General features: G+C 59.9%; 6 protein-coding genes. 4 read left to right on the plus strand and 2 right to left on the minus strand.

Going from position 1 to position 14,970, the window contains the following annotated elements; translation table 11 throughout:
* A complete protein-coding gene (gene uxaC / locus OSJ75_RS06995) occupies positions 1-1,398 on the plus strand; it encodes a glucuronate isomerase (protein WP_267227344.1) in 1,398 nt (465 codons plus the stop codon).
* Between the two features lie 16 nt (positions 1,399-1,414).
* Positions 1,415-2,890: a mannitol dehydrogenase family protein gene (locus OSJ75_RS07000; protein WP_267227345.1), complete on the plus strand. Its 1,476-nt coding sequence runs from the start codon at positions 1,415-1,417 to the stop codon at positions 2,888-2,890.
* A gap of 22 nt (positions 2,891-2,912) precedes the next feature.
* Here OSJ75_RS07000 and OSJ75_RS07005 read toward each other — a convergent pair whose 3' ends face one another.
* Positions 2,913-4,439, minus strand: coding sequence for a UxaA family hydrolase (locus OSJ75_RS07005; RefSeq protein ID WP_267227346.1), 1,527 nt, complete (start codon positions 4,437-4,439; stop codon positions 2,913-2,915).
* A gap of 381 nt (positions 4,440-4,820) precedes the next feature.
* On the opposite strand from OSJ75_RS07005, the gene OSJ75_RS07010 reads away from it, so the two are divergent.
* On the plus strand, positions 4,821-9,929 hold the full coding sequence (locus OSJ75_RS07010; RefSeq protein WP_267227347.1) for a hypothetical protein: 5,109 nt from the start codon (positions 4,821-4,823) through the stop codon (positions 9,927-9,929).
* 213 nt (positions 9,930-10,142) lie between these two features.
* A complete protein-coding gene (locus OSJ75_RS07015; protein ID WP_267227348.1) occupies positions 10,143-11,810 on the plus strand; it encodes a calcium-binding protein in 1,668 nt (555 codons plus the stop codon).
* A 37-nt stretch (positions 11,811-11,847) separates the two neighbouring features.
* Here the strand turns inward: OSJ75_RS07015 and OSJ75_RS07020 are convergent, their stop codons facing one another.
* Entirely contained in the window at positions 11,848-14,850 is a 3,003-nt protein-coding gene (locus tag OSJ75_RS07020; RefSeq protein WP_267227349.1) for a GH92 family glycosyl hydrolase, read from the minus strand.
* Positions 14,851-14,970: the final 120 nt, after the last annotated feature.

Consider the following 14,970-nt stretch of genomic DNA (forward strand, 5'->3'; position numbering starts at 1 on the left):
ATGGCGCTTCATCCCGACAGGCTGTTTCCAATCGAGGCCGATGCTCGCAATATTGCCCGTCGCCTCTATCGTACCGTGGAACGGCTTCCCATCATCTCGCCGCACGGTCATACCGAGCCTCGCTGGTATGCGGAAAACGAAGCCTTTCCCGATCCCGCCAGCCTGTTCGTCAAGCCGGACCATTATATTTTCCGCATGTTGTACTCGCAAGGCGTGGCGCTGGAGGATCTCGGCGTACCGCGCGTCGATGGCGGCCCGACGGAGACCGACGGCCGCAAGATCTGGCGGCTGTTCGCGCGGCATTTCCACCTGTTTCGGGGAACGCCTTCGCGCCTGTGGTTCGAACATTCGCTGGAGACGATCTTCGACATCACGGATCGCTTGTGCGAAGCCAATGCCGATGCACTCTATGACCGGATAAGCGACCGGATCGGCCAGCCCTCCATGCGTCCGCGCGCGCTGTACGAGCAGTTCGGCATCGAAGTCATCTCGACCACCGACGCTGCCACCGACGATCTTCGCTATCACGACGCAGTGTTGCAATCCGGCTGGAAGGGCAGGGTCGTTCCTGCCTATCGCCCCGATGCGGTGGTCGATGCGTCGCGGTCGGACTTTGCCGAGAACGTCGAGAAATTCACCGGACTTGCCGGTACGCCTCTCACCTATCAGGGTTATCTGGACGCCCACCGGACAAGGCGAGCCTATTTCAAGGCGCGCGGAGCGACGGCGACGGATCATGGCCATCCCAGCGCCCGCACCGCCAATCTTTCGCCCGCCGAGGCAGCAAGCCTCTTCGATCTGGTGATGAGCCGCCCGGATCCCCAGGCAGCAGAGCTTTTCCGAGCCCAGATGCTGACGGAAATGGCCGGCATGAGCGTCGAAGACGGACTTGTGATGCAGATACATCCGGGGTCGTTCCGTAATCACAATCCGCAATTGTTCGAGCGGTTCGGCGCGGACAAGGGTGCCGATATTCCCCGTGCGACGAGCTATGTCGAGGAGCTCAAGCCCTTGCTCGATGCCTATGGCAACGATCCGCGGCTGACGCTCATCCTCTTCACATTGGACGAGACGAGCTACAGCCGCGAGCTTGCGCCTCTTGCCGGGCACTATCCGGCATTGCGGCTGGGGCCGGCCTGGTGGTTCCACGACAGTCCGGAAGGCATGCGGCGGTTCCGCGAACTCACCACCGAAACAGCGGGTTTCTACAATACAGTCGGTTTCAACGACGATACCCGGGCCTATCTGTCCATACCCGCGCGGCATGATATGGCGCGGCGTGTCGATTGCGCCTTCCTGGCGCGCCTGATCGCAGACCACCGGCTCGATGAAGACGAAGGCGCCGAGATCGCCCATGACCTGGCCTATCGATTGGCCAAGAACGCCTACAAGCTCTGAAAGAAACGAGAAATAAATGTCTTCGACACCGCGCCTCTCCAATGCTTCCCTCTCGAGCCTCGATGCACAGATTCAGGTTCCGAACTATACGCGGGACGGCCTGCAAACCGGTATCGTCCACCTCGGCATCGGCGCGTTCCACCGGGCGCACCAGGCAGTCTATACGGATGATGCGATTGCCGCGGGCGACATGCGCTGGGGCATCGTCGGCGTGTCGCTGCGTAGCCCCGGCACGCGCGACGCCCTGCAGCCGCAGGATGGGCTCTATACCGTCGCTACTCGCGATGGCGGCGGCGACCGGTTCCGGGTCATCGGCAGCATCACAGGCTTGCTGGTGGCGCCGGAAGATCCCGAACGCGTCCTCGAAGTCATGGCCGAGCCCGATGTGAAGATCGTCTCGCTGACCATAACGGAAAAAGGCTATTGCTACTCGCCAGCGGCCGCAGCGCTCGACGAGGCGCATCCTGACATCATTCACGATCTGGCCAATCCGGGCGCACCGATATCCGCCATCGGCTTCGTCGTCGAGGCGCTGGCGCGCCGCCGTGAGCGCGGCATCCCGCCATTCACGCTGCTCTCCTGCGATAATCTACCGGCAAATGGCGAGACGCTGAAGAATGTGGTGACGCGGTTCGCGTCGTTGCGCGATGCCGAGCTTGGCCGATACATCACCGATGAGGTCGCCTTCCCATCAACGATGGTCGACAGGATCGTCCCCGCCACGACCGATGCAGACCGGGAATTGCTGACCAAGGCTGCGGGCGTGGTCGATGAATGGCCGATCATGACGGAGCCGTTCAGCCAGTGGGTGATCGAAGATCATTTCCCCAGCGGACGCCCGGCCTGGGAGAAGTTCGGAGCGACGTTCGTCGATGACGTCGCGGCGTTCGAACTGATGAAGCTGCGCCTCCTCAATGGCAGTCACTCGACCCTCGCCTATCTCGGCTATCTGGCCGGACATGAGACGGTGTCCGATGTCATGCGGGCGGAAGGCTTCGCCGACTTCATCGAGACAATGATGGACGAGGAGATCACGCCGACCCTGCCGCCTCTGCCCGGCTTCGACCTAGCCGCCTACAAGGCGCAATTGCGGGAGCGTTTCCGCAACCCGGCCCTGCGCCACAGGACCTGGCAGATTGCCATGGACGGCTCGCAGAAGCTGCCGCAGCGACTGCTGAACACGATCCGCAGCCGTATCGAGGCCGAGGCACCGTTCCCTCGTCTGGCAATGGGTATTGCTGCCTGGATGCGGTATGTGACCGGTACCGACGAGCGTGGACAAGCCATCGACGTGCGCGATCCCCTGGCGGAAGAGATGAAGCGCCTGACGGCGCAGAAGGCTTCGGCACCGGACATCGTGGCTGCGCTTCTCGGACTTCGCCAGGTTTTCGGCGAAGATCTGCCGGCCAATGTCATATTCAGGACGGCGGTCGAAGAAGCGCTCGGCAGGCTTCTTGAGAGCGGTGCGGCGAGAACTGTCGCCGCCACCTAATAATTTCGGCTCGGTCGGAGCCTTACATCGTTGCGCCGATCTGCCATGGCACGAACTCCGCGTCGCCATAGCCGAGCTGCTCGGATTTACTGCGTTCGCCGGAGGCGATCTTCAGGAGGTGATCGAAGATCATCTGGCCCTTTTCCTCGATGGAAACGCCGTCGAGTATGTCGCCGCAATTGATGTCCATGTCTTCGATCATCTGATTGTACATGGGCGTGTTGGTCGACAGCTTGATCGACGGCGTCGGCTTGCAGCCATAGGCCGACCCTCGGCCAGTGGTGAAGGCAAGGATATTGGCGCCGCCGGCGACCTGGCCGGTGGCCGACACGGGGTCATAGCCGGGCGTGTCCATGAAGACGAGGCCGCGTGCCGTTACGGGTTCGGCATATCCGTAAACGGCTTCCAACGGAGTCGTGCCGGATTTAGCGACGGCGCCGAGCGATTTCTCCAGGATTGTGGTCAATCCGCCCGCCTTGTTGCCGGGTGAGGGATTATTGTTCATTTCCATGTTGTTGCGGGCCGTATAGTCCTCCCACCAGGAAATGACCGATTGAAGCCGCGCAACAGCTTCGGGATTGGATGCCCGCTCGATCAGCAGGTGTTCGGCGCCGTATATTTCAGGTGTTTCCGACAGAATGGCAGTCCCGCCATGGCGCACGAGGATATCCACGGCGGCGCCCAAAGCCGGGTTGGCGGTGATGCCGGAATAGCCATCCGATCCGCCGCATTGCAAAGCGAGCATGAGTTCCGACGCCGGCACGGTTTCGCGTCTTACATTGGCAGCCGTCGGCAACATGTCGCGAACCGCCGAGATGCCTGCCTCCATCGTCTTGCGCGTACCGCCCACTTCCTGGATCGTCAGGCTGCGGAACCTGTCGCTTTCCACGATATTATAGGCCTCTTTCCAGCGCCCGATCTGGAAGCCCTCGCAACCAAGGCCGACCATCAGGACGGCGGCGATATTGGGATTTGTGGCGTAACCCCATTGAGTCCGCTTCAGGACTTCATAGCCTTCGCCCTTCACGTCCAGCGCGCAGCCACCGCCGTGAACCAGCGGAATGATCCCGTCTATCGTCGGATAATCATCCAGCAGGCCTGATTTCTGCACCGCTTCTGCGATGAAACGCGCCACCGAGGCGGAGCAGTTCACCGAGGTAAGAATGCCGATATAGTTGCGCGTTCCGACGCGGCCATTGTCGCGGCGAAAGCCTTGGAAGGTTGCCCGCTGCTCCACCGGCAGCAAGCCGCCTGCCGCCGTGATGTGGGCGGCGTCGGCTTCGCGGGTGAAATTCGTATAGTTGAGATTGTGTTCGTGCACCCATTGACCGGGCGCGATCGCTTTCGAAGCCGAACCGATGATCTGGCCAAACTTGCGCACCGGCTCCCCTTCGGCGATCGGACGCGATGCCAGCTTGTGTCCCCTCGGGACACGGTCGGCGATCATGATGTCATCGATGCGCTGGCCTGCCTGAATGGCGTCAACGGCTACGATGACATTGTCGCTGGCGTGAAGGCGCAGGTGCCGGGGTGCGGTCAGGGTATCCATGTAAATCTCCAACTGGTCAATTAATATATTAATTCCCCGGACGGCCAGTTGCAATGTGGCAGGTTGAAACAGTCGGTGCAGCGGGACTCTCTGGCAGCATATGCGTTGGAATCATGAGTCGGTAGCACAACTTATAAGTGTATTATTAATGCACATTAACCATAGAATCAGACAGTGCCGCCGGGTCTGTTGACGAAAACCGACGCGAGCAAATACCGTAAGTATCAATTATTGCTACATATTTTTCAGGCCAGCGTTCTTGAATGCCGGCAGGCTCCGTTACCATCAAAAGTTGTATTGTGAGTATTTGATATGTTTCATCCATTCCTCCGCATTTGGCGGGCACGCCGTTTACTCTCCGTGTTTCTCATTGCAGTACCCTTGCTCGCATTGTCGGTTCCGGTCTGGGCAGCGGGACTTTCCGGCGATTGGCGCGGTGCCAATCGAGCCGCGCCGCTACCTGCCGGGCCTGCCATCGCCAAGGTGGAAGCCGAACCTCTGACCAGCATCTCCTATCAGGATCTCGACATCCATTTCGGCGTGAGCGCGACGTCCCGGTCGGGCGTCAAGCCGGGTGACACGCTTACCTATCGCTTTGACTTGACCAATGTCGGAGATTTGCCGTTCCAGAATATTGCGATCGATGATGAGAGGCTGCGAGGAGCGGTCATGTGTCCGCAGAGCACTCTGGCTCCGGGCGAAAGCATGGCCTGTCACGGTGACTACAGGATCACAGAAAGCGACTATGCGGCCGCTGAAATCAGCAACAGAGCCACCGCCTCGGGTACGGCGGCAGAGTTGGCCATCACCACCGGACCGTCCTCGACCACCGACAGCCTTGAAGACCCCTCACTTGCCCTCGAGATGACAGGCCGCGCACCGGCCAAGGCCGAACCAGGCGAGTTGATCGCCTATCGTTTCATCATATCCAATAGCGGCAACGTTCCGCTCAGTGAAATTGCGATAGAGAATGCCGTGCCGGACATGTCCATCCAATGCGAAGCGGCGGAGCTCAAGCGGGGAGAGGAAGCGACGTGCGCCGGCAGTCATGTGCTCACCGCCGATGACATAGAGGCGGGATATGTCGATGCTATCGCAACGGCGAATGGCCAGACATCCTACGCAACCATGATAACCAGTACTCCGGCGAATGCGCGGGTGCAATTGCCGAGGTTACCGTCCATCGCCCTGGAGATGAAGGCCGACAAGCCGACGGCGAGCGAAGTCGGCAGCATTCTGCCCTACAGGTTCCGGATTACCAATACGGGCAATACGCCGCTGACGGGCATCCAGGTCACCGGTCTCTTGCCCGGCACCATATTGCACGGCGGCCCCATCGCGCGCCTCGAGCCCGGCGCGACGGACGAAACGACCATCTCTGCGGGCCTGCGGCTCGAACCGCAGCATTTCGGCGCTCCAGTCGAGAACCGGGCGGTAGCGCAGGGCCAGGTAGCGTCTCCAGGACTGGCACCAAGGGGAGTGAGACATGCTGTTGTCGTCGGCCCCCACGAACCATCCGATATGAGCGGTCTTGTTGTGAGCAATGAGAGCAGGACATCGGTCTCGCTCGGCGCCGAACCACGGCTGACTCTTGCGAAAAGCGGCAGGTTCAATGATGAAAACCGCGATGGATTTGCCCAGGCGGGAGAAACGATCAGCTATTGGTTCGATGTCGCCAATGTCGGCAATGTACCGCTTGAGCGGGTCATGATTGCGGATGGGGGGCCGACATTCGGCGGCCAAGCCGCAGCCGCTGGCCTCACTTTCGTTCAGCCGTCACAGGCATTGCTCGCCATACGCGCCGAGCGTCGGTTCACCGCCTCCTATACGTTGCAGCAGGAGGATATCGATCGGCTGACTTCCGAGGCTGTCGTCCTGAATGAAGCGACGGCCCGGGCGAGCTTCGCGACGCATGACCAGGGTGCAGAGGCCAGGCTGGATGTGATGTCGGATACCGCCCGGTCGCGGCTGGCTTTGCTGCCTGTCCCCGCCGATCGCGACTTTTCGCTGACCATCGAGGCCGGAGCACGCCAGATACGGCGTGGCGAGATGGCGCCCTTTACGATTACGGCGACCAACCGCAGCAAGGAAAGCGTGGTTGGCGTCACCATCAGCGACATCGTTCCGTTGGGGTTCCGTTACGTCGAAGGCTCCGCGAGTATTGATGCCGCGCCGGTTGTTCCGAACATCAGCGGGCGCGAAACGAGATTCGAGATCGATGTTTCGCCTCGCGGCAAGCGATCGATCAGGCTGGAGCTCCTTGCCCTCGGCAGCGCCGCGCCAGGCAAGCATGTCAATCGGGCGAGCGCCACATCGGATGCTGGGCCCCTCGCGCCGGAAGCAACGGCTACGATCGAGGTTCTCGCCGATCCCATATTCGACTGCGGCGATTTGATCGGCAAGGTCTTCGATGATCGCAGTGGTGACGGCCGGCAGCAGCCGGGTGAACGCGGCATGGCGGGGGTGAGGCTTGCAACGGTGCGGGGCCTGCTGGTCACGACGGACAAGAACGGCATGTTCCACGTGGCGTGTGCCGACCTGCCGGACAGTCGCATCGGATCCAACTTCATCATGAAGCTGGATCAGACGACGCTGCCTGCGGGATATGCAATGAACGGCGAAAACCCCCGCCTTGTCAGGCTGACAGCGGGCAAGATGACAAAGCTCAATTTTCCCGTTTCGCGCATCGGCACGGCAGATAATGCGCGCGACAGCAGCGCACAATCCAATCGCGACTGGTTCTACGTCGGGCTAGCCGATATGACGGTCGGCAGGCGTTCCGGAGACAGACATATCGAGGCGGTACGCCCCGGCGAATACGACGAGACCTATGCGCGCGGGCGCGTCGCTTTTTATCTGAAGGGGAAGATCAAGGGCAAATATCTGCTGACGGCGGCAGCGGACACGGGCGAGGGTGACATTTCCGGCATGTTTCGCGCAATGGATGCCAAGGATCCGAGGCAGACGCTGCGCCGCCTCGATCCTGAGGCTTTCTACCCGATCTATGGCGATGGTTCCTCCAGCATCGACGATGCGCCCACCAACGGTAAATTCTATGTCCGCCTCGAGCAGGGCGATAGCCATGTCCTCTGGGGCAATTATCGCGCTTCCATCAGCGAAACGGAATTCATGCGCACCGATCGGGCGCTCTACGGCGCGAGCGCCGTCTATAAATCAGGCAAATTGACCACATCCGGCGAGCGCCGCAGTGAGGTGCAGCTCTACGGCGCCCAGCCCGACAGCCTGCCGCAGCGCGACGAGTTTCTGGGCACCGGCGGCTCGGCCTATTTCCTGAAGCGCCAGGACGTCACGATCGGATCCGAGAGCGCCACCGTCGAGTTCCGCGATCATATGACTGGACGCGTCGTAAAGCGCAGGAAATTGCGTTTTGGCGATGATTATACGTTCGACTATCTTCAAGGCCTGCTGATCCTGAAGCGGCCGCTCTCTTCTGCCACTGCGACAAGCCGGGTCGTCCGGCAAGGAGCCTTCGGCGGCGAGAAGGCCTATCTGGTGGTCGAATACGAATTCACCCCTTCGGCTGGCGCTGTCGATGGATATGCCTATGGCGGTCGCGCCCAACATTGGCTGACGGACGGATTGCGCGTCGGCATCACGGGCATGAGCGAGGATCTGGGGCAGGCTGACCAGAATGCCTATGGCGCGGATGTTCGGCTCGAGCGATCTGAAAACACCTTTATCGACGCCGAATTCGCCCGTTCGAGCGGGCCCGGCTTCGGGGCATCGCACTCGCTCGATGGCGGCCTGTCCATCCATGAACTTGCTCCGTCGGGCGCCGGCGAGCGTTCCGCGCTCTCCTGGCGGCTGAATGGGCAGGCGGATCTCGCAGAGGCCAGCGGCGGACAGATTGCAGGCAGGATCGGCGGGTTCTATGAGGATATGGGCGCTGGTTTTGCCACTTTTTCCGCAAGAAACGCGCTCGGAAAGCGCATGTGGGGAGGATTCGCCGAGATCGGCCTGGCCGAGGATTGGGCGCTGCAGCTGAACTATGACGACTACCGGCAGGGCCTGGGTGTCGATCCCTGGATGGGCCGCACGATAGGTGGCCGGTCCAGACGGAAGGGCGATCTGGAGATCAGCTGGCAATTGAACGAATATTGGAAAGCGTCCTTCGGCGCGACTTATACCGCCCTGCATGCCCCCTGGCGCCGAACCGCCTCACGGCAGCATGACGGTTCGCGGCTCGACAGTGGCGTTCGACTGGACTACCGCGCCGATGCGGACCACGCCTATTACGTCTTCGGCCAGGGGACCTTGAGCCGTTCAGGCAATATCGCTGCCAATAATCGCATCGGCGTCGGTACCGAGTATGTCTGGTCGGAGAAGATCGATCTTGCCGCCGAGATTTCCATCGGCGATCTCGGTCTCGGTGCGGCAGCATCGCTCAATTATCATCCGACGGCCGAGAGCACCTATTATTTCGGCTACCGCCTCGATCCTGATCGCGCATTGGACGTGGACCGTGTGCACGATCTTTCGGGTCGCGACGACGGCGAGGTCGTAATCGGGGCCCGGCGGAAACTGGACGACACGCTTTCCACCTATGCGGAGCGCAATTACGATCTTTTCGGGCAGCGGACCGCGCTTACGCAGACCTACGGCGTCATTTATACGCCGGAGCGGTGGACGATTGACGGTGGCATCGAGATCGGGACGGTGGAGGACGATACTGATGAGGGCCCGGCGGGAGCGGAATTTGCCGACTTCGACAGGAAGGCCTATTCCCTGGCCATTGGTTATGAGGTGAAAGACAGCCTGAGCGCGCGCATGCGAACCGAGGCGCGGTTCGAGGATGGCGGCCTTGGCGGCGACATGGACACCTATCTCGTTTCCGGCAGGCTCAAATGGAAGGCGACGCAGGATTGGAGCGTGCTGATTGATGCCGATGCCGTCCTGTCCGCCAGTGACATGCCGGCAGCCTATCGTGACGGGCGTTATGTGGAAGCGATGCTGGGGCTCGCCTACCGGCCGACCACGCATGACAGGCTCAACGCACTTTTCAAATACGGATTTCTGCACGACATACCGGGAGCCGACCAGGTGAGCGCCGTGACGGGAGATAAAGACGGGCCGCAGCAGCGCAGCCAGATATTGTCGCTCGATGTCGATTATGAATTGCTTTCATGGCTTTCAGTCGGTGCCAAATATGGCTTTCGCATTGGCCAGACGCGGCAGCACGCGCTTGCCGATGGCGCATCCCGCCTGTGGCAGCACTCTTCGGCGCATCTCGGCATTCTGCGTGCCGATCTCGATTTCGGCCACGGGTTCAGCTTGCTCGCGGAGGGGAGGGTGTTGGGCATGCCGGAGGCCGCAACGACCGACTACGGCGCCTTGCTGGCCCTCTACAAGGGCGTGGGCAACAATTTCAAGGTGGGCGCCGGATATAATTTTGGTCGTTTTTCGGATGATCTGCGTGACCAGACGCTCGATGACCGCGGTGCCTTTATCAATCTCGTCGGCAAGTTCTGACATGACCAATCGATTAGATGCTCGAAAAGCCCCATGTTAAAGGTGAATTAGATCGGTCGAAGTAAATTACTTCATGATTTGAAATATATTGCTTTGAGTTTACAGGAATAGTTCGCAATAAAAAATTCATTTGGAATTTGTCGTAAGTTGTAGTTCATATTCGCAAATATTATGGAGCCGTTTTGCTCTGATCTCTGTTGGACGAGGACCGCCGTGGCTATAGATCAATCCCTGCTCGATCTCCTGAATGTGAATCCTGATAATGGAAAGGATCAGATCATCATTGGCAGCAATGCCGATGATACGGTCTTCGGAGGCAGCGGCAATGATTTTGTCGAGGCCAAGGGCGGTTCGGACCTCCTCATGGGAAATGAGGGGATCGATACCCTCGCCTATGCGGGTTCGTCCGAAGGGGTCATGGTTCGCCTCGGCGGCTATAATGGATCCGGCGCGCTCGGCAGCTGGAATGGCGATGCCGAGGGCGACAGGCTGGCGGTCGGCTTCGAAAACGTCGTCGGCTCGGCCTTCGACGATATCATTTCCGGAGATGCGGGCGACAATGTCCTTGTCGGTCTCGCCGGTGATGATGGCCTGTCGGGCGGTGCCGGCAATGATACCTTGGTCGGCGGCTCCGGCAATGACTGGATGGATGGCGGTTCCGGCAACGACCGGCTTCTTGGCGGCGAGGGCGAAGACCATCTCTTCGGCGGCAATGGCGACGATATCCTGGACGGTGGCGATGGAGTCGATCGTCTCGGCGGTGGCAATGGCAACGACAGATTGCTCGGCGGCAGCGGGGATGACTGGCTCAGTGGCGGCCGTGGCGACGATTATCTCAACGGCGGCGCGGGTGCCGACCATCTTCGCGGCGGCAATGGCAATGACACCCTGATCGGTGGCGACGGCGACGACCGGATCAATGGCGGTAACGGCGACGACAATATCAATGGCGGCGACGGCGATGACTATATCCTGGGCGGTCGCGGCACCAACTGGATCCTGGCTGGCAGCGGCGATGATCGCGTGGAGACCGGAGACGGTGCAAACTGGGCCTATGGCGGCGACGGTGGAGACACGCTGATCGGCGGCAGCGGCGAGGACCGTTTCAGCGGCGACGCGGGCAATGATCAATTGCTGGGCGGTGCAGGCTCCGACTGGCTCGACGGCGGCGATGGTGCGGACCATCTGCTGGGCGGCGACGGCGATGATTCCCTCGCGGGCGGCGCCGGCAACGACATCCTCAGCGGCGGCGCCGGTGAGGACATTGTCAATGGCGAAGCGGGCGATGACCTTATTTTCGCAGGCAATGGCGGCGATTGGATCGACGGCGGAGCAGGTATCGACACCGTGAGCTATGGCGAAGCGGCGGATGGAGGCACGATCGACCTGTCGACCGGCGAAAACTCCTTCGGCGATACGCTCCTCAATGTCGAGAACCTGACCGGCAGCCAATATGATGATTTCATCACCGGCAATGCCGGCAACAATGTCCTCGATGGCTATTGGGGCAATGACGTGCTGACCGGCGGCGCCGGCGCCGATCTTTTCACCTTCCATGCCGCTGAAAGAGCGTTTCAGGAAGGCGACGGTCAGAATTACGCGGACTACATCACCGATTTCAGCGCTGCCGATGGCGACAAGGTCGATCTGAGCCGTATCGACGCCAATACCAATACGGCGAGCAATGAACCGTTCCATTTCATCGGAGAAAGCGGCTTTTCGGGCACGGCTGGCGAATTGCGCGTGGTCGTGCCGGAAAATGTCTCCGAGCCGACCTATCTGCAGATCGAGGCCGACAACAATGGCGACGGCATCGCCGACCTGATCATAGCGGTCAACGATAGCGGCCATGACTGGGCGGCCGATGATTTCATCCTGTAAATGAGGAAGGGGCGGCAAAAGCCGCCCCTTTTATTCGTCATTGTACCATCTGCACCGATGAAGGCGGCTTGCCGGTCGCCTCGCCATAATCGGCCGCCGGCCCGGACGGCGGTGTCAGTGCGTCACCCGAGCCCCAATCCGTAGGCTGCGCGTCGAGGACATAAGACAGTTTTCCGCCATCCTTTATCTTGTTCAGCGGCAGCCAGCTGCCCTTATAGGCTTCGCCGTTCAGCTTCATGTCCTTGATGTAGCGGATGTCATCGATCAGGGCTTGCGCGCCCGTTTCCAGACGCAGGTTTTCGCCATTGCCCAGCCATAGCGTCATGCCGTCGAATTGCGGAGTTGAGACCGCAAAGCCAGGCTCCGAGGGGATCACGGGGTAGAGACCGAGCGCCGCCCAGACATACCAGGCAGAGGTGGCCCCCATATCGTCATTGCCCGGCAGCCCGCCCGGCCCCAACGAGAAATTCCTGTTCATGATCACTGGTATGATGTACTGGGCATATTTCGGCGCTCCGGCCCAATTATAGGCCCAGGGCGTCTGGAACGCTGGTTCGTTGCCTATATAGTACTGTTCCCAACTCTCACCTCCGTTCAGTTTCTTCCCAGTTGGCTCGTCGCTGCTGGCGAATGATTGGAACGAGAACAGCGTGTTCAGGCGTGTTATCGCTGCCGCCTTGCCGCCCAGCTTCTCGATGACAGCCGCCCAGTCATGCGCGATCGTCCAGATGTAGTTGGGCTCGGTCGATTCGTGGAAGCTACCGTCCACCCATGCGCCAGTGCTATTCTTTGCCCGGAGAGCCTTCGTCTTGTCGTCGAAAATGTTGTTCCAGTTCTTCGAACGCTCGATGAGCGAGGCGATGAGCACGGAATCGGCTTCCCTGGTCGGCAGTCTGTTCAGGAAGGCCGCTGCCGAACGGTCGCTGGTGATCATCTCCAGTGTGCTCGACGAAGCATGCCAGGCACCATCGGAGGGGATATAGCCAAGCTTCCGGTAATTATCGAGGTTAAGCTTTCCGACGCTCGGTTTATCATTGCATGCGCTCGTGGGATCGTCGACGGATTGCAATGTGAATTTGCGCGCCTTTATCAGGTCGAACTTCGTCGCGCCGAATGCATAGGAACCGGCAATGACGTTGAGCGCGTGGTCGCCTTCCATTGGCGTCGTGTCCTCGCTTCCATCCACCCAGTGCGGAAACGCTCCGCATTGCTCGGCGTCGGCGACGAGCGACTGCATCATCTCGCTGGCTTCATCCGGCGCGATCAGGGCCAGCATCTGCGCCTGGGACCGATAGGTGTCCCACATCGAGAAGCCGGAATAATGCGTGGTGTAACCGACATCCGCGCCATTCACCTTGAATTTGTAGTCTGCGACATTCCTGGTTTCCCGTGGAGGTAATTGCGATCTGTCGAACTGGAGATTGGTCTGTTTCATGCTCCGATAATCGCCGTTGACGTCGCTGAAAATCGTCGGACCGCTAAAGACGCGGTAGAAGGCCGTATAGAACTTGGTGAGATTGGTCCGCTGACTTTCTGTCAGTTGATCAGTGGGCGTCTTCGCCATATCGATCTGGATCGTATTCAGCCGGTGGTTCCAGTCTTCTGATGCCTTGGCCCTCAAGGCATCGAACGACCAGTCCTTGTTCTCGGTTTCAAGGTTCAACCGCGCATTGGCCTCGCTCACCGACGAAATGCCGATCTTGACGAGCACTGTCGTTTCGCCGGCCGGCAGGTCGAATTGCAACTGAGCTGCCTTTTTCGCCAGCTGCGAAGTCGGTTTCAGCTTCTTGTCGAAGGTCGCATGGAAGTAGACTGGCTGTTTCCACGTGCCCTCGCAGAATTCGGATGCGATAGCTTTCCCGCTGACCGACTGTCTGTCTATGTCGATCGCTATTTCGGCGACGGCAGCCACGGGACGCTTGAAGCGCTCGGACTCTAATCGGTGGTACCGGTCGATCCCGGTCTGGAACTTGTTATTTCGGGCTACATCGATGACGAGAAAGGCTTTCTGCGCCTCCTTATAGGTGAACCGCGCCATTCCTGACCGGGCAGTCGCCGTCAACTCGCTCTTGATGCCACTATTGAAGACAACGCTATAATAGCCGGGCGTGGCGCGTTCATCTGGATGCAGAAATTCGGAGCGACTGCTGTCGATGGCCCCTTCCTGGTCCATGGGCAACAGTGCTACGGCACCTTGTCCACGGCAGCCCGGCCCGTTGAGATGCGTAAGGCTGAAATGGTTAATATTCGTGTCGTCGTGATAATATCCGCCGGAGCCCTTACCCCAGCCTTCTCCGCTGCCTGTTGTGTCAGGACCGAAACTCACCATGCCGAACGGCGTCTGAGCACCCGGATTGACATTGCCCGCATGCCCGCTCCCCGTATCGCTCTCTTTGGTACCAACAAAGAGGTTGACGTAATCTGTCAACTTCATGTCGACCCGGACGGGCTTAGTCGCCGGCACTGTGGCCAAAGCCTCCTTGGTTTGAGCAGGCTGTTCCACCGCAACTACAGGCGGTTGGGTTGGCTCCGATTGCGGCGCCGGTACGGGCAGAACGCCTTGAACTGCGGCGTTTTTGTCCGTCACTGCAGCTGGAACCGGCTGTTCGGTAGCAACGGCCGGAACAGGCTTCTCTGGAGCGACAATTTGGACGACCCGTTCTATGTCCTTGGTTTGAGCGGGCTGTTCCACCGCAGCTACAGGCGGTGGGGTTGGCTCCGATTGCGGCGCCGGCACGGGCAGAACGCCTTGAACTGCGGCGTTTTTGTCCGTCACTGCAGCTGGAACCGGCTGTTCGGTAGCAACGGCCGGAACAGGCTTCTCTGGAGCGACAATTTGGACGACCCGTTCTATGTCCTTGGTTTGAGCGGGCTGTTCCACCGCAGCTACAGGCGGTTGGGTTGGCTCCGATTGCGGCGCCGGTACGGGCAGAACGCCTTGAACTGCGGCGCTTTTATCCGTCGTCGTATCGGACTCGTGGCAGCTGGCAAGCATGGTACAGCCGAGCATGGCTGTGAATATGGCATTTCTGAAATGCATCATCTCCTCCAATGGCATTTGTAAAAATCGAATAAAATATGGTCGCGTCGAAACGGCGCCCGGCCTTGCCCATATGCGAGGCCGGCTCTGATGATGATCCTCCCTGTTCATCAAGGTCAG

Source organism: Phyllobacterium sp. 0TCS1.6A, assembly GCF_026420825.1.
Classification (GTDB): domain Bacteria; phylum Pseudomonadota; class Alphaproteobacteria; order Rhizobiales; family Rhizobiaceae; genus Phyllobacterium.

What these genes read in the sequence shown, in the direction of transcription:
- OSJ75_RS07020 (WP_267227349.1), bottom strand. Translation starts at nt 14,850, where the DNA reads ATGCATTTCAGAAATGCCATATTCACAGCCATGCTCGGCTGTACCATG.
- OSJ75_RS07000 (WP_267227345.1), top strand. Translation starts at nt 1,415, where the DNA reads ATGTCTTCGACACCGCGCCTCTCCAATGCTTCCCTCTCGAGCCTCGAT.
- OSJ75_RS07005 (WP_267227346.1), bottom strand. Translation starts at nt 4,439, where the DNA reads ATGGATACCCTGACCGCACCCCGGCACCTGCGCCTTCACGCCAGCGAC.
- uxaC (WP_267227344.1), top strand. Translation starts at nt 1, where the DNA reads ATGGCGCTTCATCCCGACAGGCTGTTTCCAATCGAGGCCGATGCTCGC.